This is a genomic window from Sphingopyxis yananensis, from assembly GCF_020687785.1.
Lineage (GTDB): Bacteria > Pseudomonadota > Alphaproteobacteria > Sphingomonadales > Sphingomonadaceae > Sphingopyxis > Sphingopyxis yananensis.
The window spans coordinates 568,158-587,480 of sequence record NZ_JAJEWI010000008.1; the positions used below are offsets into that span (position 1 = coordinate 568,158).

The 19,323-nt window shown below is 56.7% G+C and carries 17 protein-coding genes; 8 read left to right on the forward strand and 9 right to left on the reverse strand.

All coding sequences use genetic code 11. The features are described 5' to 3' along the window. Window positions 1-151 precede the first annotated feature (151 nt). Window positions 152-724, forward strand: a complete 573-nt coding sequence (locus LKO31_RS10850) for a CHAP domain-containing protein (protein WP_407699281.1) — start codon at window positions 152-154, stop codon at window positions 722-724. 202 nt (window positions 725-926) lie between these two features. Here LKO31_RS10850 and LKO31_RS10855 read toward each other — a convergent pair whose 3' ends face one another. The 4 genes from LKO31_RS10855 to LKO31_RS10870 all read right to left on the reverse strand — a co-directional run bounded on the left by LKO31_RS10855 (window position 927) and on the right by LKO31_RS10870 (window position 4,885). Next, complete coding sequence (locus tag LKO31_RS10855) at window positions 927-1,217, reverse strand: DUF3297 family protein (RefSeq protein WP_227690540.1); 291 nt, start codon at window positions 1,215-1,217, stop codon at window positions 927-929. Window positions 1,218-1,247: 30 nt separating this feature from the next. After that, a complete protein-coding gene (locus LKO31_RS10860; protein WP_227690541.1) occupies window positions 1,248-1,823 on the reverse strand; it encodes a hemerythrin domain-containing protein in 576 nt (191 codons plus the stop codon). Window positions 1,824-2,044: 221 nt separating this feature from the next. After that, window positions 2,045-3,874 (reverse strand): translational GTPase TypA, encoded by a 1,830-nt coding sequence (gene typA / locus LKO31_RS10865; protein ID WP_227690542.1) that lies wholly within the window; start codon window positions 3,872-3,874, stop codon window positions 2,045-2,047. Window positions 3,875-4,222: 348 nt separating this feature from the next. Next, window positions 4,223-4,885, reverse strand: coding sequence for a 5'-methylthioadenosine/S-adenosylhomocysteine nucleosidase family protein (locus LKO31_RS10870; protein WP_227690543.1), 663 nt, complete (start codon window positions 4,883-4,885; stop codon window positions 4,223-4,225). A 64-nt stretch (window positions 4,886-4,949) separates the two neighbouring features. Here LKO31_RS10870 and LKO31_RS10875 point away from each other — a divergent pair, with 64 nt between their 5' ends. The 4 genes from LKO31_RS10875 to LKO31_RS10890 all read left to right on the forward strand — a co-directional run bounded on the left by LKO31_RS10875 (window position 4,950) and on the right by LKO31_RS10890 (window position 8,748). Continuing rightward, complete coding sequence (locus LKO31_RS10875) at window positions 4,950-5,906, forward strand: bile acid:sodium symporter family protein (RefSeq protein WP_227690544.1); 957 nt, start codon at window positions 4,950-4,952, stop codon at window positions 5,904-5,906. A 75-nt stretch (window positions 5,907-5,981) separates the two neighbouring features. Beyond that, on the forward strand, window positions 5,982-7,199 hold the full coding sequence (locus LKO31_RS10880; protein WP_227690545.1) for a toxic anion resistance protein: 1,218 nt from the start codon (window positions 5,982-5,984) through the stop codon (window positions 7,197-7,199). Between the two features lie 8 nt (window positions 7,200-7,207). After that, on the forward strand, window positions 7,208-7,918 hold the full coding sequence (locus tag LKO31_RS10885; RefSeq protein WP_227690546.1) for a hypothetical protein: 711 nt from the start codon (window positions 7,208-7,210) through the stop codon (window positions 7,916-7,918). A gap of 134 nt (window positions 7,919-8,052) precedes the next feature. Then, entirely contained in the window at window positions 8,053-8,748 is a 696-nt protein-coding gene (locus LKO31_RS10890; RefSeq protein WP_227690547.1) for a hypothetical protein, read from the forward strand. Here LKO31_RS10890 and LKO31_RS10895 read toward each other — a convergent pair whose 3' ends face one another. The 3 genes from LKO31_RS10895 to LKO31_RS10905 are packed head-to-tail and all read right to left on the reverse strand — an operon-like array spanning window position 8,749 to window position 13,432. After that, entirely contained in the window at window positions 8,749-9,948 is a 1,200-nt protein-coding gene (locus LKO31_RS10895) for an HlyD family type I secretion periplasmic adaptor subunit (protein ID WP_227690548.1), read from the reverse strand. Then, entirely contained in the window at window positions 9,945-12,107 is a 2,163-nt protein-coding gene (locus LKO31_RS10900; RefSeq protein ID WP_227690549.1) for a type I secretion system permease/ATPase, read from the reverse strand. Before LKO31_RS10900 ends, LKO31_RS10895 begins: the two co-directional genes overlap by 4 nt. Next, on the reverse strand, window positions 12,104-13,432 hold the full coding sequence (locus LKO31_RS10905) for a TolC family protein (RefSeq protein ID WP_227690550.1): 1,329 nt from the start codon (window positions 13,430-13,432) through the stop codon (window positions 12,104-12,106). Before LKO31_RS10905 ends, LKO31_RS10900 begins: the two co-directional genes overlap by 4 nt. 413 nt (window positions 13,433-13,845) lie before the next feature. Between LKO31_RS10905 and LKO31_RS10910 the strand changes: the two genes are divergently transcribed. Continuing rightward, on the forward strand, window positions 13,846-15,942 hold the full coding sequence (locus LKO31_RS10910) for a transglycosylase domain-containing protein (RefSeq protein ID WP_227690551.1): 2,097 nt from the start codon (window positions 13,846-13,848) through the stop codon (window positions 15,940-15,942). 129 nt (window positions 15,943-16,071) lie between these two features. Here the strand turns inward: LKO31_RS10910 and LKO31_RS10915 are convergent, their stop codons facing one another. After that, a complete protein-coding gene (locus tag LKO31_RS10915) occupies window positions 16,072-16,371 on the reverse strand; it encodes a hypothetical protein (protein ID WP_227690552.1) in 300 nt (99 codons plus the stop codon). Window positions 16,372-16,453: 82 nt separating this feature from the next. Between LKO31_RS10915 and LKO31_RS10920 the strand changes: the two genes are divergently transcribed. Then, window positions 16,454-17,392, forward strand: a complete 939-nt coding sequence (locus tag LKO31_RS10920) for a LysR family transcriptional regulator (RefSeq protein WP_227690553.1) — start codon at window positions 16,454-16,456, stop codon at window positions 17,390-17,392. A 181-nt stretch (window positions 17,393-17,573) separates the two neighbouring features. Beyond that, window positions 17,574-18,341 (forward strand): sulfite exporter TauE/SafE family protein, encoded by a 768-nt coding sequence (locus tag LKO31_RS10925; protein ID WP_227690554.1) that lies wholly within the window; start codon window positions 17,574-17,576, stop codon window positions 18,339-18,341. A 97-nt stretch (window positions 18,342-18,438) separates the two neighbouring features. Here LKO31_RS10925 and LKO31_RS10930 read toward each other — a convergent pair whose 3' ends face one another. Then, entirely contained in the window at window positions 18,439-18,999 is a 561-nt protein-coding gene (locus tag LKO31_RS10930; RefSeq protein ID WP_227690555.1) for a hypothetical protein, read from the reverse strand. Between the last annotated feature and the right edge of the window lie 324 nt (window positions 19,000-19,323).

Sequence of the window (19,323 nt, forward strand, 5' to 3'; positions counted from 1 at the left end):
AGCATTGCGGCAAAGGATGCACTGCTCATCGCACGACCAATGCAGTTCGTCGCGAAGGGGATGGCAGATTTTCTGAAATCACGCACTAACCAACCCGCACAACGGCCCTGCATCATGCGGTGGCCGCGAAACAGGGGTCGCACCAGTGGGCATCATCGGAAAATTCGGCAAAGCTTGTGCCGCACTGACCATGGCTGCTGGCATGTTGGTTGCGACGCCCGCCGTATCCAGCGACTATCTACAATGCGCTCCTTTTGCTCGCGCAGAATCGGGTGTGCAATTGTTCGGCAATGCCAAAAGCTGGTGGGGTCAGGCCGCTGGCACCTATGCGCGCGGCAATGAACCGCGTCAGGGCGCTGTTCTGGCCTTTGCCAGCACATCATCCATGCCGATGGGCCATGTTGCGGTGGTCCGCAAAGTGCTGAACGACCGCGAAATCATGATCGATCATGCCAATTGGTCGCCCATTGGTGGTCGCCGTGGTCAGGTGGAACGCAATGTCCGCGTCAAGGATGTTAGTTCGGCCAATGACTGGAGCGTGGTGCGCGTATGGTATGCCCCTATTGGTGATCTGGGCCTTCGTCCCAATCCGGTTCAGGGCTTTATCTATCCCGAAGGCAATGCTGCCCACGGCCTACAAGGTTCCGGTCGCAGCCCATCTTGGACCCAAGACGGCTGGAAACCAGGCCATGGTCTGGACGCTGTCATTTCGTCGCTGCGTTAAATAATTCAGCAGGCCCAACAGGCCGCCTCAAAACCACCTCACAAAAATCCGAAATTCCCCATCCGAAATTCCGGTGGTCGCTATGCCTCGTGGGGGGCGTAATATGCTTCGGTGCGCTCGTGCGTCATATGACGGCTAAATGGCCAATCATAAGCAAAGCATAACCCCTAGGCACATCATGCGCCCAGGGGTTGTAACAGAATTATTCCGCGCTGCTGTTGTCGGCTTCTTCGGCGGAGGCGCTGTCAGCGCCAGCCACATCTTCAAACCAAGCTTCGACTTCGCCGGACAATTTGATGGTCATCGAATTGCCGAAACGATCCTTAGACTTGCCAGCCGCCACGCGGATCCAGCCTTCAGAGAGGCTATATTCCTCAACATCGTTGCGCACTTTGCCCTTGAAACGGATGCCAATGCCGCGTTGCAAAGCCTCCAGATCAAAATGGGGCGAACGCGGGTTGATCGACATGCGATCGGGAGGGGTATCGGTCATTTCATTATCTCCGGAATATAACCGAAGCCGCTAAGCGAGGCGGGGCATCAAATCAAGCCCAAGCGACATTCCATCTCCGTGCGGACCGCCCCCATAATGGGCACCCCCACGCCGGCTAACGCCATTCCGACCCATGACATCCTTGGCCGCACTGTCCCTGCTGGTCGCCATTTTGCCGGCGGCATCGGCATTTGCCGCCATCGGGAACAGCTTTTGCTCCTCATGCTCCGTGCGATGATCAACCTGCGCCAATATGGCCTGCATGTCGCGTAAATAGGCCTGCATATCATGCTGGCGGGCCGTCGCCGTCCATTGCGTGTCAAACTGCTCGAGCTGCGCCGCCAGACCGCCAAGCTCGCGGAACATATGGGTTGCCGTCGCGGATAACTCATGATCCATGCTAGACTGTAATCGGGGATATAAAACCCAATCTTCGCATTTCAAATGACGGATCAGGACGGTCCGAAATTCCTGCCAATATGGCTGCAAACGCTCCGCAGCGTCGGCAGATGGTTGCGCGATTTTGGCCAGAATAGCGTCCGACAAGCAACGAAGCTGATGATGCTCCGCCCGCAGCCGCCGCAACTCTATGCCGATTCCGCCCACTTCCCGTCCTTTCCGCCTGCCTTTTTTGGCCTGGGTGCCGTTATGTTATGATTAACGACAAGATTCCCCTCGAAATTAAAGGGAAATATCTTTCAATCTGAAACCAATCTTGTCCCCCGTCACCCGACCAAAGCACTGGCCGCGCCCCAGCGGAACATAGGCATGAAAAAGGGCGGCAGGACCAAAGTCCGCCGCCCTGAATTTCCTAAGGCTAAAAAAGCTTAAGCGCTTTTTTTGCGCGATGCCTTTTTACGATCATTGGGATCAAGGATCGCCTTACGCAGACGGATGTTTTCTGGCGTGACTTCCACCATTTCATCATCGTCAATATAGGCAATAGCCTGTTCCAGCGTCATTTTCTTTGGCGGGGTCAGGCGGATGGCGTCGTCCTTGCCGGTCGAACGGAAGTTCGTCAGCTGTTTCGACTTCATCGGGTTCACTTCCAAATCGTCTGGCTTGGCGTTTTCGCCGATGATCATGCCTTCATACAATGCTTCACCTGGCGAAACAAACAGGATGCCGCGATCTTCGAGTGGGCCGAGGGCATAAGCAACCGCTTCGCCATTGCCGTTCGAAATCAAGACGCCGTTCTTACGGCCTTCGATATTGCCCTTATGCGGGCCATATTTTTCGAACAGACGGTTCATGATGCCCGTGCCGCGCGTGTCGGACAGAAATTCACCATGATAGCCGATCAAGCCGCGCGAAGGAGCCGAGAAGACCACACGAGTCTTACCGCCGCCCGAAGGACGCATATCGGTCAGTTCCGCCTTACGGATCTGCATCTTTTCCACCACGGTGCCGGTGAATTCATCATCCACGTCGATCATCACGGTTTCATAAGGTTCGGTGCGTTGGCCGTTTTCGTCTTCACGGAACAGCACGCGAGGGCGGCTGATGCCGAGTTCAAAGCCTTCGCGGCGCATTTCTTCAATGAGAACGCCCAATTGCAATTCGCCGCGGCCTGCCACGTCGAAGCTATCCTTATCCGCCGATTCGGTGATACGGATCGCCACGTTGGTTTCCGCTTCGCGCATCAGGCGGTCACGGATCATACGGCTGGTTACCTTGCTGCCTTCACGGCCCGCCATCGGCGAATCATTCACCGCAAAGAGCATCGACAGGGTCGGAGGATCGATCGGCTGAGCCGCAATGGCTTCCGTCACGCTGGTGTCAGCGATGGTGTTGGCCACAGTTGCCACGGTCATGCCGGCGATGGCAACAATGTCACCCGCCTTGGCTTCTTCCACAGGAACACGTTCCAAACCACGGAAAGCCAGCAGCTTCGATACGCGGCCGGTTTCGATCACCTTACCGGTGGCGTCCAGAGCGTGGATCTGCTGGTTCAGCTTCACCGTGCCGGATTGTACGCGGCCAGTCAGCACACGACCGATGAAATTATCGCGGTCAAGCAGCGTGGCGAGGAAGCTGAAAGGACCATCTGTGTTCAGACCCGGAGCGGGTACATGTTCAACGATCTTTTCAAACAATGGCTGGAAGGTGCCGTCACGGGCTTCCGGATCATAGCTTACATAGCCTGAACGACCCGAAGCATAGAGGATTGGGAAGTCGAGCTGTTCATCGTTCGCGTCAAGCGACAGGAACAGTTCGAACACTTCGTCGAGAACTTCAGTAGGACGCGCATCGCTGCGGTCGATCTTGTTCACCACCACGATCGGACGCAGGCCCAAAGCCAAGGCTTTGCCGGTCACGAACTTAGTTTGTGGCATCGGGCCTTCGGCCGCGTCAACGAGCAAGATCACGCCGTCAACCATCGAGAGGATGCGTTCTACTTCGCCGCCAAAGTCGGCGTGACCAGGCGTATCAACGATGTTGATACGGGTCTTTTCTTCGCCTTCGCCCCACTCTACCGAGGTGCATTTAGCAAGAATGGTAATGCCGCGTTCTTTTTCGATATCGCCGCTATCCATCGAACGTTCATCGACGCGCTGATTGTCTCGGAATGTACCGGACTGGCGAAATAGCTGGTCGACAAGGGTAGTTTTGCCATGATCGACGTGCGCGATGATGGCGATATTGCGCAAAGACATGCGTTAGGGCCTTGTTTGGAATGGACGGCACCTAAAAGCACCGCGAAACGCCGGCCCCCTAACAGATGACAGCATATCGAGCAACAAAATTGCCGCAGTGCGCAAATGTAATTCGTCGCGGCAATCCACCTTATGGGCAGCATTGCCGCTCGGAACATTCATGGAATGACGAGAAAGAGGATGTTTTTGCTGGCTAAACTATCGCAAACAATCGCCCTGCCTGCCATGGGCCGCCGCTTATGCTACACCGTGCAGACGATATCGTGCCAGCAAGGCCCCAATCGCCCGCGGCATCACATGGTTCATGTCGCTTAGCCGCCGCACATCTGAGTTGTGTAGCTTGGTGGTTCAGCGAAAGCTTGCCACCAATTGCTCAATCTTCACGGCAGATTGCCGCGCCGCACGCTGCAAATTGTTACGGAAATCACCGCTGCTGTCGCCATTGGCATCATCGGTCACTGATTTAATCGCAGCCCAAGGCTTGCCCATTTTCACTGCCGCCTGTGCCATGGCCGCCACTTCCATATCGACCAATTGCACATTCAAAGCATCGCGCATTTCCGCCGCAGCGACGGGGTCGGCCACAAAAGAATCCCCGCTTGCGATATGCGCATGGGGCAGGCCCAATTTGGGATCGGCCATGGCGGTGAAGCTGAGCGTCTTGGGCTGGCCCATCGGCCAATCACCGGCCCGATAGCGTTGGAAACCACTGGCATGCGCGGTGCCATAATCATGCTGCACAGCCTTGGCGATCCAATATGCGCCCGCCTTGGCGTTCAGCGCGCCGCAGGTTCCGCTCATGAGAATCACATCCGCATCGACACCGAACAAGCCAGCGGCCAAGCCCGCATTGACCTTGCCGATACCGGTGGTGACAATGGCGATATCGGTATCGCCCACCGTCACACAGCGGCAATCAAACCCAAGAAATTCTTCGTTGGTGGCCGGTTCGCGGGAATATAGGGCGGCGGCTTCTTCCGCTAAGGCGGCAAGAATCAATATATGAGACATAGCCGCCTCATAACCCACGATACGCTCTTGCCAAGCACGGACTGGCTGGGCATCGATAATCGCTATGCTAGCCAAAATCTTTCCCGACCGTCTGGTCCCGATTTTGCTGTTGGTCTTGTTGGCCGCCAGCCTCTTTCCGGTTCATGGCGCGGGCTTGCCGATCGCGGCGGCCGTTTCGACCATCGCCTTCATCATTTTGTTTTTCATGAATGGCGTGCGCTTGCCGCGCCATGAAGTGATCGCTGGCATTCGCAATATTCGGTTGCAGGGCGGGATTTTCTTCTTTTGCTTTGGGGTGATGGCGGCCGCCGGCGTCGCGGCACAGGCGGTGGCGCAGCCATGGTTGCCGCCCGCCGTGGCGCTGGGCTTTCTTTATATGGGCGTACTGCCATCAACCGTACAGTCCGCCACCGCAGCGACCAGCTTGGCGGGCGGCAATGTCGCGGCCAGCGTGGTGGCGGCGGGTATATTGAACATCAGCGGGGTGTTTGTGTCGCCCTTATTGTTCGCGGCCCTAGCGGGCAGCGCGGGCGATATTCATGCTGATGGTGTGATGCGCATTGTATCCATCCTGTTATTGCCCTTCATTGCGGGGCAGTTCGCACAAAAATGGCTGCGTCCTTGGGCTTTGGCGAATAAACCCATTGTCACCTTCATGGACCGCACCACCATTTGCATCGCCGTCTATGTCGCTTTTTCTGCCGCCGTCATGGCGGGTATTTGGGACAAGCTACAAGCCCAAGAATTGTTGATTATCGGCGGGATGATCTGCGCGTTGATGGTCTTTGCCTTTGGTGGCGGATGGTGGCTGGGCCAGCGCCTTCGTCTGCCCCGCGAAGACCGGATTTCCATGCTTTTTGCCTGCGGCCAAAAAAGCATCGCTTTTGGCGCGCCGCTGGCCGCGACCCTATTTTCCCCTGCGGTTGCGGGCATGGTGCTGGTCCCCATCCTGATTTATCACACGCTGCAATTGGTCATTTCGGCATGGATCGCCCCGCAACTGGCGCGCACATCAGCATAATCTGTCGGTGTGATGGTTGAATAATACAGATTGTCTTGCCATATTCGCAAACAATATGGGTTTTAAGGACGAGTTATGAGCGACCAAGGATTGACCGCAACAGCCACCACCACGGATGCGCTGAATTTGACCCCGCCCGACCCCTTGCCCACCGTCACACCCGAAAAGGCGGCGGGCCTTGTTCCGCTGTCGACCGAACAGCGCAGCCAATTGGAAACCCGCGTCGACGGTTTTATCGACGATCTGATCGCCCAAGACGAAAATTCGCCCGAATTTGGCAAGCGCATTGACCAAATCACCAATATGGGCCGCAAAGAAATGCTGGACGCCGCCAGCCACAGCAACCGCTTTTTGGACCGGCCAATCAAGGCGATGGACCGCGACACCGACATTGGTCAAAACCTGATCGAACTGCGCACCACCGTTGAAAAACTGGACCCGTCCGCCAATGGCAAGCTAGTCAGCAAAAGCAGCTTTTTCAGCAAATTATTTGGCAATAAAGTGGGCAATTATTTCGCCCAATATAAAAGCGCGCAAAGCCATATTGGCGCGATTTTGACCGCGCTGGCCAATGGCAAAGACGAATTGTTGATGGACAATGCCGCCATTGACGTGGAACGCCGCAAAATGTGGGAATCCATGGGCAAGCTGGAACAGATGATCCACATCGCCCGCACATTGGACGAAAAGCTGGAAGCCAAAGCGGACGAACTGGACCATAGCAACCCCGCCAAGGCCAAGCTGCTGCGCGAAAATGCGCTTTTTTATGCCCGCCAGCGCACCCAAGATTTGCTGACCCAAATGGCGGTGACGGTTCAGGGCTATTTGGCGCTGGATTTGGTCAAGAAAAACAATGTCGAATTGGTAAAGGGCGTGGACCGCGCCAGCACCACCACCGTCGGCGCGCTGAAAACCGCGATCACTGTGGCACAGGCGATGACCAACCAAAAATTGGTGTTGGAACAGATCACCGCGCTGAACAGCACCACCGCCAATATCATTGATGGCACATCGAAAATGCTGAAGGACAATAGCGCCCGCATCCATGAACAGGCGGCATCCAGCACCATTCCGATGGAAACATTGTCGCGCGCTTTCCAAAATATTTACGACACGATGGATGCCATCGACACGTTCAAGCTGAAGGCGCTGGACACGATGAAAACCACCGTCACCACATTGGAAGGCGAAGTGGCCAAGTCCAAGGGCTATATCGCCCGCGCCGAGGGGGCATCACAGGCGCAAAATAGCGTTGGCGGTGCCGACAGCCCATTGGCCGCACTAGAAGGCTGACCCGGTTGATGAGCGAAACGGATAAAATCATCCAATTGAGCGAAAAAGCAATTGAACGGTCGCGCGAGCGGCTGCGGCCCGTCGGCACGAAAAGCAAAGCGCTGCGCTATCAACATGTGGCCAAAAAAGTGGGCCGGATGTTGATAGCCATGGGCGCGTTGCTGGTGGCGGGTGTGTTATTCGGCACCTTTGTCCAGCCGCTGGGCATAATGGGATTTTTGTCGCTGTTGCTGTTGATGGCGGCGGCGGCCTTTGTCTTTGGCAAATATCCCGCCTTTCCGGAACCGCGCCGCGAAGACCTGCCGCGCACGGATTTGAAGCAATTGGCTGGCCGCACCGAAATTTGGTTGGAGGCCCAGCGCCCTGCCCTGCCGCCACCGGCGCGGCAGTTGATCGACAATATCGGCGTGCAGCTCGACCTGCTGGCGCCGCAGTTGCAAAGCTTGGAAGCCAACAGCCCCGCCGCCAGCCATATTCGCAAATTGGTCGGCGATGATTTGCCGGAATTGGTGTCGGGTTATCAGCGCATTCCGGCGGGCTTGCGCAAAGAAGCCCATGCGGGCCGCACCCCCGACGATACATTGGTCGGCGGACTGCAAATGCTGGAACGCGAAATCGGCGATGCCGCGCGCAATTTGGCGGCTGGCGAGATGGACAAGCTGGCGACGCGTGAACGCTATCTGCAACTGAAATATCAGGGCATCGACACCGAAGATTAAACGGCGCAGCAATCCGTCGACAGCAACGTCCAGTGGTGGCCGTGATCGCCGCCACTGTTGGCGCGCAGCCTAGGCGCTATAGGCCACGCACTACGGATATAGGCCGTAATTCTATCGACAAAGGAACGCATGATTTGACGCAGCCTATCTCGGTCGGCCCAGCCAACAGCCACCCAGCGCGCCAAAGCCGTTCCGCCTGTGCCATGGCCGCCAGCCTTGCCTTGGCTTTCGCTGTGGCCAGCATCGCGCCCATGGCTGCCGCGACGCAAAGCACCAACGATCCCCAGCCCATGGTGGTGATCGTGCCCGACGGCCCCCCACCGGCCCGTATCACCTCATCATTGCCCACCAAGCCGGAAATTCTGGGCATTCGCATCGAAAGCAATGGGGCGCTGATCACCGGCCCGATGAATGCACGGCGAACCTATATCCCACTGGACCGCATATTGATCCCGCCCGCTATGCGGGGTCATTGGGCCAAGGATCAGGCCGGCTGTCTGGCACCCCAATATTGGGACGACAGCAGCGGCCAATCCGCCGCGAAAGATAATTTTCTGGTCACCGATCAAGCGATTATCGCCAAGCAAAAGCTGACGGCTGTCCAAATTTTCGTTCCACCGCCACCCAGCATTACCTTGGCGATGCTGCAATCGGGCAAGCCGATGATGTTACCAGCGCGGCGGCACCAAAATGCCACGGAAATATTGACCATTTTCACGCTGCCGGACGGTCAGAAAATCTATGGCATCATGCGCCTGTCGCCATCGGGTGATAGCATCCAGTTGCAAAGCCATGGCAGCAATGAAAGCGCGATACGCTGCTCGTCCTAATCATCGTTCGCGCAAGGCTTCGCGCGCCCGATTGAACGGTTTTAACAGATATTGCATCACGGTTTTGGAACCCGTGTGCACATCGACGCTGGCCACCATGCCGGGGGTGATCGGAAAGCTTTTGCCCGCTTTGTTGACCAATGCGTCTTTGTTGGTGCGAATATAAGCGCGGTAATAGACGATTTCGCGTTGCACTTCGTCGCGGATGGTATCGGGTGACAGGCTGACCACCTTGCCCTCTAGCCCGCCATAGATGGCATAGTCATAGGCCGTGACCTTGACCGTGGCGCGCTGGCCAGGGTGAATGAAGGCAATGTCGCGCGGTGCAATGCGCGCTTCGACCAGCAAGCGGTCATCCAGCGGAATAATGTCCATAATCCGGCCGTTGGGTGGCACCACCCCGCCCACCGTCGACACTTCGATATTGCGGACGATACCGCGCACCGGCGAACGCACGGTCAAGCGATTCAGCGTGTCCGTGCGGCCCCGCACCACAGGGGCCAATGATTCCACCTGCTCATCCATCTTGGCCAGCGACTCCCGCGATTCCACCATATATTGCGACTGCACATCCGCCTTGCGCAGTTCCAATTCCGCTTGTTGTCGCTTCAGGCGCAGCACCTCGACATTGCTGGCGGCCCCCACATCAATCAGGGATTGCCCAATATCCACTTCGCGGCGCAGCAGCACCAGCGCCTCGTCGATCAAGGTCATGCTGCTGGCCAAGGAACGGCGACGGGTTTCATACAGACGCATTTCCTCGGCCTTCAACTCGGGGAAATCATCCAGTTCCGGCGAAAAACGCACGGGCGCACCGCTTACCTCGGCGCGCAGGCGGGCCGATGCCGCCAAGGCAGCGCGATATTTGGCCGCGCTTTCATCCGCTGTCGACCCCGCTTGGGTCGGGTCCAATTGGGCCAGCACTTCGCCTGCCTCGACAATTTGATCCTCTTTCACGCGCATTTCGGCGACGATGCCGCCTTCCAGCGACTGGATCACCTGTTCGCGCGAACTGGGGACGATCTTGGCCTCGCCCGTTGCCACTTCGTCCAAGTCCGCAAAAACAGCCCATAGGATGAACGCCAAAATCAGCGCACCGATGGTCCACAGCAAAATCAGGGCATGGCGCAAAGGCTGGCTGGCGGACGTAGCGCTGGGCGCGTCCGATACAGAAAACCACTGATTCATTGCGGTTTTCATGGCATTGCCCCCCGCATCCGTTCCAAGGCAGACTCCTTTTTGTCATCCATGACAATCTCGCCATTTTGCAGCATGATGATGCGGTCCACCATGTCCAGCACACGTGGCCTATGGGTGGCGACCACCACCGTCCGGTTGGTGGCCCAGCGCTGAAAATGACGAATGAACTGGCGTTCGGCCATATCGTCCATCGACGCGGTCGGTTCGTCCAACAAGACGATATTGGGTTGGCGAATGATCATACGGGCCAGCAGCAAGGCCTGTATTTGTCCGCCCGACAGGCCCTTGCCCCCCTCCATCACGGGATAGGACAGGCCATTGGGCAATTTGCGAATAAAGGCATCGGCCCCCACCATACTCAGTGCAGCCAATATGTCCTGATCGCTGGCGCGGGGCGCACCCATGACCAAATTGTCGCGGATGCTACCGTGGAACAATGCGCTGCCTTGCGACAAATAGCCCGTCCCATGGCGCACATCAGCAGGGTCAATTTGATGCATCGCCAGATCATCCAACAAGGCTTCGCCGGATACCGGCGTAATCAGGCCCGACAAGGCTTGCAGCAAGGTGGATTTCCCCGCCCCATTGCGGCCCAGCAGCGCGATTTTCTCCCCCGGCCGGATGTGTAAATGGCGGACCGACAAAGCGATGGGCATCATTTCATCGCCATAACGGTAACGCGCGCCGCGCAATTGATATTCCCCGCGCAATATGGGCAAGGCGATGCGCTGTTCCTGATCGGGGGAATCAACTGGCAATTGCATAATGCTGTTCAAGCTGTTGATTCCAACCTTGGCATGTTGCAAGCGGCTGAAAACCTGCGTCAATTGGGCCAAGGGGGCCAACATCCGCGATCCCAAAATCGACGCCCCGACCAACGCGCCCGTGGTCATATCCGCCTTCATCACCATCGGCGCACCAAAGAGGATGATGACCGTAAAGGTTCCGGTTTGTACCGTCTGGGTCCACACCGTCAGTATATTGGTCAATTGCCGCAGCTTCAACGAAACCTGCGATGTGGTTTCGTTGGTCATATTCCATTGCTGTTCAAATTTCGCTTCGGCTTGCAGCATCTTAATATCATCAATGCGCTGCACCGCTTCGACCAACATCGCATTGCGAAGCGAGCTTTCCCGCATCCCTTCGCTGGCATAGCCATGCAAGCGGCGCTGCATCAGCACCCCCGGCAGCACCAGCAAAATCAGCGCGCCCAGCGGCACCAGCACCAGCCACCCCGCAATGACCCAAAAGAGCAACAGGAACAGCAAGAAAAATGGCAAATCCGCGATGGCCGCGACCGTGGTCGACGTCAGCATTTCGCGGACCTGTTCCATATCGCGCAATTGCGAAATAAAGGTGCCGGTGGATTTGGGCCGTGCTTCGCTGCGGATGCGCAGCGCCCGCCCAAACACGCGATCGGACATGATCAAATCGGCCCGCTTGCCCAAAACGTCGATGATCGTCATGCGCAAGCGGCGCAGCATGAATTCGAAAAACAGCGCCAACATGACGCCGGAAAACAAAATATATAAGGTCGGGAATGATTGGGCCGGAACCACCCGATCATAAACCTGCATCGAAAAAACCACGCTGCCAAAGGCCAGCAAATTGGCCAGCAACGACGCAATCAACACATTGGCGTAAAAGCGGATATCCTGCATCAAAATGCGGCGGAGCCAATGTTGTTGATAGGGCCGAATATAAGCATCCACCCGTGCATCGGGCGCCGACCGTGTGGGCCGCGCCGCGCCGAAACGGCGAATGCGCGGGAATAGCTGGTCCATCGGCATTTGATTTTGCGGGGCCGCGCGGCCTTGTGGGTCCAGCAATGGCATTTGGAACAGCACATCGCCATCGCTGTTCAAACTGGTCAGCAATATGACCGAACCGTCGTCCAATTCCGCAATCAATGGCAATTTGTTAAATTCGGGAAATTGCGCATCCGGCGGGCGATATTCCAACGTCAGCCCCATGCGCTGGGCCGTTTGCATCACGTCATGATCGCCCGCATCGCCCGCACTGGCACCCATTTGCGCGCTATATTGCCGAATGGTTTCGCGGGGGATGGCCAGATGATAATGGCGCGCGGCCTCGGCCAAGGCGGCAATCCAGGAATGATGCAAGCTTTGCGGCGCTGCGTCAGCCAAAATGGCGGTCATAAGATTACCCCCCGCAACCGCTTACCGGTCAGTGAAAAACGGTCCCGCGACGCGCCCGAATAAAAAAGACACTCGGTCTGGGTCCGGCGAATATCATGCTGTGTGTTGACGATGCTGAATCGCAATTGATGCAATTCCTGTTGGGCGTTCAACAAATCGACCAACGACCTTGTGCCCATCTCCAAATATTGCAGGCGATACAGGCTACCGGTTTCTCGCATATCGGCTTCGCGAATTTTCAACGTTTCCAGCACATTTTGGCGGCCGATCATATCTTCCTGCAATTCACCAAAAACGCGCTGAATTTCCAACCTAATCCGGCTTTCAGCCGCGCTGGCGGCGCTCAGGGCATGGCTCGCCCCGCGCGCCCGCGCCGTGGATGCACCGCCGCTAAACAGGCTGGAATTAACGCGAATGCCGATATTATAATCGGCACGGTTGGACCAAGGTTCATGCACATCCCCCGTCGCGCCAGCCTCTAGGGATATGGTCGGCATACGGTCAGCCTTGCTGCGGTCAAATCCTGCCAAGGCACGGTCGCGTTCCGCCTGCGCTTCTTGGATGGCGGGTACATCTTCCCATACAGGCACCCCAGCGGCGCAGACAGGCGTCAACCAAGCCGGAACATCGGGGTCGACCCCATCCACAGTCTGGCCGACCAAATTGCTCAATGTGCCCCGCCACCGCAAAACCTCGCTGTCGATGCGCTGTATATCAGCCTCTGCGCCGCCCACGCGGCCCTTGGCTTGCAAAGCATCAGACTTGGTGGCCGCCCCGCGCCTATAGCGGTGGTCGACCATTTCCTCGATCATCCGCAGGTCGGCAAGCTGGTCCTCGGCAACGCGGCGCAGCATGGCGGCGCGTTGATTCTCGATCAGCGCCTGCGCCGTTTCGCGCGACAGATCATCCACCGCATATAATAGCCGCGCCTGATAAACACGGTCCCCTGCTTCGGCGGCGCGGACATCGCTTCCCACCTTGCCAAAATCATGAATCATCTGCGAAGCATTGATATTGGCACGCGGCCGCCAGCGATTATCTTGCCCGCCGCGTGCGACGTCCGAACCAACGCCTGCGGTAATACGCGGTTGATAACCGGCCTTCGCGATATTTCGTTCTTCGGCTTGGGCGGCCAAACGGCCAACCGCTTCCTCGACGCTGGGGTGCCAGTCAATCGCCCGCTGGACCGCCTGTTCCATTCCCAAAACCGGTGCAGAAACCATTTGGGCCGCCACATGGGGCGGCAGAACGCCAATAGACGCCAACATAGTCATCAATATGATACGGCTCGACAGGTTCCGGCCGGTTGGTTGCAACGTCTTCATCCTACTGCTGCCCGCCAGAATGACATTAGCGTCGTTCCGGACATCAAAGGAGATTGCGAAAAAATGTCCAATGAAATCAATCGCGCAATTTTATGCCAAAGATTTTAATATTATTCTATAAATCCACAAAAATCAGGGAATTACTTACCGATATTCAACGATATTTTTTGATAATTAAGCGCGTTTACCATCCAATATGGACCTAATACCCGCATCCCAGCCAGTCCCATGGTCCATCACAACCGGTCCTGATATCACCTCTTTGTTCCAGTTCGGCTGCCCAATATTTTGTGGGTGAAAAGCGGCTGAATTTTATATCCGGCGATCTTGCGTCCTTGCGACACGGGTCCCGCGTGGCGCCTCCCCCACCGCATTGCAAATGCTGTATTGCCGATATAAGACGCTAGAGACTCATGAACGCGCATCCCCCTTCCCACTCATCCCAGCATGATTTTGCTGTGTCGCCTCTGCCCTTTGCGGACGAAGCCGAACTGAACGCCCCCATCAGCCGCCGTCGGCGGCTCTTAAAACTGGCCAAGCCCATGGCGTGGGTGCTGTTTTTCATCCTTTTGGCGCTTCTGGCGTGGCTCACCATCACCGCTCCGCTGTCGAAATCGCTCGAGCCTATTGCCCCGCCACAAATCACCTTGCTGGCCAGCGACGGCACCCCCATCGCTCGCAGCGGTGCCGTGGTGGACAAGCCCGTCAAGGCGGCGGAACTGCCCGACCATGTCAAACAAGCGTTCATGGCCATTGAGGATCGCCGTTTCTACTCCCATTGGGGCATTGACCCGCGCAGCATCGCCCGCGCCCTATGGAGCAATGTGACCACCGGCCGCACCCAAGGCGGCAGCACGATCACCCAGCAATTGGCGAAATTCACCTTTTTGTCGCCGGAGCGCAGCATGACCCGCAAAGCGCGGGAGGCGCTGATTGCCTTTTGGTTGGAAGCATGGCTGACCAAGGATGAAATCCTCGAACGCTATTTATCCAACGCCTATTTTGGCGACAATACTTATGGTTTGCGCGCGGCATCGCTGCATTATTTCTATCGCCAACCGGAAAATCTGACCAAGGCCCAAGCGGCCATGTTGGCGGGTTTGGTGCAAGCACCATCGCGGCTTGCCCCCACCCGCAATTATGACTTGGCCGCAAAACGCATGGAATTGGTCGTGCGCGCCATGGTCGCATCGGGATATTTAACACAGGCCGAAGCCGATAATATCCGCCCCCCTGCGGTTGACGTCCGCGCCCGTGGCAGCCTGCCCACCGGCACCTATTTCGCCGACTGGGCCTTGCCCGAGGCGCGCAAGCTGAGCGATGTCGGCTATGCACGGCAAACCATTACCACCACCTTGGATGCCCGTCTGCAATCCATCGCCCGCCGCGCCACCGCACAGGCGCGCCAAGGCGGGGCCCAAGTGGCGCTGGTCGCCATGCGTCCCAATGGCGAAGTGGTCGCCATGATCGGCGGCCATGATTATAATAAATCGCCGTTTAACCGCGCGACACAGGCCCGACGACAGCCGGGGTCTACGTTCAAGCTGTTCGTTTATCTGGCCGCCCTGCGCGCTGGATGGCGGCCCGACGATCGCATTTCCAACGCCGAGTTCAGCGACGGGGATTATCGCCCCAAAAATGCCAGCGGCACCTATTCCGGCGATATCACGCTGGAAGAAGCCTTTGCGCGGTCCAGCAATGTCGCCGCTGTGCGCTTGATGGAACAAGTGGGCGACGGCGCTGTCATCCGCACCGCGCGCGATTTGGGCGTGACATCGCCATTGGCGGAAAATGACCCCAGCTTGGCTTTGGGGACTTCGGCCATGACCTTGATGGAATTGACGGCGGCTTATGCCGGCGTGGCGGCCAACGCCCACCCTGTCATCCCCCGCGCCTTTCCCAGCGAGCGGCTCAATTGGTTTGAACAATTGATTTGGGGTCCCGATCGTTTTGGCGCACGCGTGCATGATGATATGGAACAATTGCTGCGAGCGGCTGTCAATCGCGGCACGGGCCGTGCAGCCCGCCTTAGCGTTGCCAATTATGGCAAAACTGGCACCAGTCAGGAAAACCGCGATGCGCTGTTCATCGGCTATGCCAATGATCTGGTGGTTGGCGTGTGGGTTGGCCGCGATGATAATCAACCGCTGCGCGGCATCAGCGGCGGCGGCTTGCCAGCCCATATCTGGCGCGATTTCATGAATGGCGCGGCTGGAAAATCCGCTGTGCGTCAGCCCAAGAAAGACAGCGATGGACCGATTTCGCCGCTGGATTCATCGGATCTGCCGCCTTTGCCTAGCCTTTCCATTCCGCCCAGCGTTGGCATGCCCAATGTGTCGATCGAAAATGGAGAGGCGGTGATCAGCACCGAAATTCAGGGCAATCAGGTCGACGTGCGGCTGAACGGCCAAGGCGTGTCCGGCGTGGCAATCAACCCTGCTGCGCCGAAGCAAACAGCCGCACCCAAACAAACCGCGCCCCCGCCGCCCAGCAACAACGCCAGACCCTAGGGTCCTGACCCTAGCGGCGCGAAGAATCACAAGATTGCGGCCCGCATGGCAGCATCGGGCTGAAGCCATTAAAAAAGGCGTCATCTTCGGGGATGACGCCTTTTTTAATGGGTTGCTGAGAAGCGCAGCTTATTCAGCAGGCGCAGCCTCTGCTACGCCCAAGCTGCGCAGCGCCGAACGATATTGCTTGGCGGCATCGCGGCCATTGCCCGCTTCGCACAGCTTGTTACCGATGGTCACAAAACGCTTGGCAACCTTTTGCTTATCAGCGTCTGCGGAATCGGCAGCGGCACTGGCTTGTTCGGCCAAGGCACCACAGCGATAGTCTTTTGCATTTGCAAACGCAGGGGTGGCGACAACCGCCGACAATGCCAAAGCACCAGCGGCGAAAGCGGAAATATTCTTTCCATTCAAAAACTTATTCAGCATGAGGAGAGCCCTATCAGTTTCATTCGAAAACCAATTAGCAAGGCTTGCCCCACCTGTTAAGCGCATATATTATTTAAGAGCTTTGAAGAAAAACTTAACAATAGAATCAAACCTGTTCGACGGTATTGAAGAATTTCTGCAAGTTGCGGAAATGCGAAGCTTTTCTCTTGCCGCCAAGGCACTGAGCGTGTCTCCATCTGCGATCAGCCAAAGCATTAAAAATTTGGAACATCGCGTCGGCGCTCCTTTATTCATGCGCACCACACGCAGTGTCGGCCTCACCCAAGCTGGCGAGTCCTTTTTGGAACGGGTCGGCCCAACCTATAGCAATGTCTATGATGCCTATGAATTTGTTCGAAATTTAGGAAATAGGCCAACCGGACGTCTGCGAATCAACCTGATGCGCGGCGCAGTCGAACCTTTATTCGCACCGATTATTGCCGGATTTTGCGAAACCTATCCCGACATCGAACTGGAAATTTATGCCGATGATGCGCTGTCAGATTTAAACTTGGGCGGTTTTGACGCGGGTGTGCGCCTTGGCGAAGCATTGGAAGCGGACATGATCGCTATCCGGCTGAGCACCCCTTTTCGCTTTTTGGCGGCGGCTGCGCCGTCGTACCTCGAACGATATGGCCGTCCGCAAACCCCCAAAGATTTGGCCCATCACCGCTGCATCAGATATCGTGCGGCCTCTTTGGGCATGACACCTTGGAACTTCCAAGCCGACAATCGCTTTTTTGAAGTGAATGTCACGGGACCCGTCATCGTCAATGATATGAATAGCATGGTAGTGGCGATGAAAGCGGGCGTCGCTATTGGATTCGTCGGAGAACCAGTGGTCAAATCATTGGTCGCAGCAGGAGAGTTGGAATTTCTGTTAACCGAATTTGCCACCAGTACCAGCGGCCTGTTCCTATATTATCCGTCACGCAAGCAAGTGATGCCGAAACTACGAGCCTTCATCGACTATATGCAGGAAAACCTGCCGAAACAGTGGGAATCTATGGGTCTTCGCTGATCTAAAAGCCCAATCCCCCCGTCACGCGCAAGGGATGACACCGTCATGATGCCATTTTCTATGCCAACCGCCTATGTCAGGGTGATGCCCTGCTACCTTCACCCCCCCCAAAAAAAATTTACTGGCAATGTTGCGGCTCAAGCGGCTAGCTGTTCTCTACTAAAAAAGTTGGGATGAAAATATGATCGATTTGGCCGCCTTTGACTTTACGGCATTATTACCCTTCATCCTGATAGGATTTGCCGCCCAATTGGTAGACGGTGCATTGGGCATGGCTTTTGGCGTCATTTGTAACACGCTGTTGGTTGGCGTGTTGGGTGTCCCCCCCGCAACGGCATCTGCGCGTGTTCATGTGGTGGAAATTTTCACGACCGCGGCCTCTGGCCTCAGCCATCTTTATCACAAAAATATCGACTGGCCGCTGTTCCGGCGCTTGGTAATTCCCGGCGTGATCGGCGGCGTTGCTGGTGCGACGATCCTGTCGTCGTTGGACGGCAATGTCGTCAAGCCCTTCATCCTGACCTATTTGATCGCGATCGGCCTGTGGCTGCTGGTGCGCGGTTTCTTTTACCCACCTAAATTCGCCAAGCCCAAGGTCGTGGCTCCGCTGGGTCTGCTGGGCGGCTTTTTGGACGCCGCTGGCGGCGGCGGCTGGGGTCCGGTCGTGACCTCAAATCTGTTGGTCCAAGGCGGCGAGCCCCGCAAAGTCATCGGCACCGTGAACACGGCGGAATTTATTCTAGCCGTTTCCGTGTCCGCCACCTTCATCTATCATCTGGGTATTGATGATATTTTGGGCGCCACATTGGGCCTGATTATCGGCGGCGTGGCAGCGGCGCCTTTGGGGGCCTTGCTGGCCAAGCGCTTCAACCCGAAAACCCTGCTTGTTCTGGTGGGTATTATCCTGACCGCCACCAGCAGCTTTGGCCTATATAAGGTGCTGACCTAAGCCCCGCCGCAAGACGGGGGACCTCCCCCGTCACATGGCGGCGCTGCCCGTCGGCGGAGGTCTATGACCATCCGCAATTCCGTCGCTTGTCTGGGGCTTATAATCCGTCGGTTGCGGACCGCGCTTCGTCCACTTTGTCCACCCACTGCGGGAAAAAGCTGGGCTCACGCCCAGACCAACCTGTTGCGGTCGCCGCCGCTTCGCTAATGGACTGAAGCAGGCGGCGGCGCAGATCTGGGTGAAGATGCGGCAAACAAGCCGCCCCGCAAAAGGCCGCCGGCAACCATGGCCGTGCCCGTGCGCCCAGCAAACGCTCGTATAAAAAACGATAAGCCGCAAAATCATTCAGCCGCCCTTGCGCCAGATCAAAGGCCGATACGCTGATCAAGGGGGCCAAAAACAGCTCCAGCACATCAATGCCATTGTCTTTTGGGGCATGGGCGCGGATCAGATCCAATCGTTCATACAGCCTAGCCTGTGCGCGAATATTGGCTTCTTCCATCACATCGCGCGACCAACGCACCACTGCGTCATGCCGATCCAACCCAATATCCAACGCGCGGCGAATATAACGCTGGGTCCCTGCCGGAAAGGAAGCAAATTCCTGAATCTCCGTCAAAGAACCCTGTCCTGGGGTTGGTGCGGTTGCTTTGCCCATCTGCCTACTCCATCGCGAACCTTCTACGGCAACACCCTATGCGGTCATCCTGTTGCGCCGAACCATGGCTTGTTGTGCATTGCGCCGCGCATAAAATTCGAACGCTTTCCTTTTCCTTTGCACACGCAAGCCACCAATTCGTTCCGACAGGTTAACATGCTCGGCATAATCAGCAATAAAATTGGGTGGAATTTCCTGGTCCCAGTCGCCGCCCAGACCAACATAGATTTTATGATAGATTGGCCCGCACAGATCGCCTAACTATCATCTTACGCTTATGGCGATAAAACTCCCTTTAATTTGAACGTGACACAGAAAAGAACG

Bases quoted from the DNA above. Each gene is read 5' to 3' on its own strand.
- typA (WP_227690542.1), bottom strand. From the start codon at position 3,874: ATGTCTTTGCGCAATATCGCCATCATCGCGCACGTCGATCATGGCAAA.
- LKO31_RS10925 (WP_227690554.1), top strand. From the start codon at position 17,574: ATGATCGATTTGGCCGCCTTTGACTTTACGGCATTATTACCCTTCATC.
- LKO31_RS10900 (WP_227690549.1), bottom strand. From the start codon at position 12,107: ATGACCGCCATTTTGGCTGACGCAGCGCCGCAAAGCTTGCATCATTCC.
- LKO31_RS10875 (WP_227690544.1), top strand. From the start codon at position 4,950: ATGCTAGCCAAAATCTTTCCCGACCGTCTGGTCCCGATTTTGCTGTTG.
- LKO31_RS10870 (WP_227690543.1), bottom strand. From the start codon at position 4,885: ATGTCTCATATATTGATTCTTGCCGCCTTAGCGGAAGAAGCCGCCGCC.
- LKO31_RS10915 (WP_227690552.1), bottom strand. From the start codon at position 16,371: ATGCTGAATAAGTTTTTGAATGGAAAGAATATTTCCGCTTTCGCCGCT.
- LKO31_RS10910 (WP_227690551.1), top strand. From the start codon at position 13,846: ATGAACGCGCATCCCCCTTCCCACTCATCCCAGCATGATTTTGCTGTG.
- LKO31_RS10905 (WP_227690550.1), bottom strand. From the start codon at position 13,432: ATGAAGACGTTGCAACCAACCGGCCGGAACCTGTCGAGCCGTATCATA.
- LKO31_RS10855 (WP_227690540.1), bottom strand. From the start codon at position 1,217: ATGACCGATACCCCTCCCGATCGCATGTCGATCAACCCGCGTTCGCCC.
- LKO31_RS10895 (WP_227690548.1), bottom strand. From the start codon at position 9,948: ATGAAAACCGCAATGAATCAGTGGTTTTCTGTATCGGACGCGCCCAGC.
- LKO31_RS10880 (WP_227690545.1), top strand. From the start codon at position 5,982: ATGAGCGACCAAGGATTGACCGCAACAGCCACCACCACGGATGCGCTG.
- LKO31_RS10930 (WP_227690555.1), bottom strand. From the start codon at position 18,999: ATGGGCAAAGCAACCGCACCAACCCCAGGACAGGGTTCTTTGACGGAG.
- LKO31_RS10885 (WP_227690546.1), top strand. From the start codon at position 7,208: ATGAGCGAAACGGATAAAATCATCCAATTGAGCGAAAAAGCAATTGAA.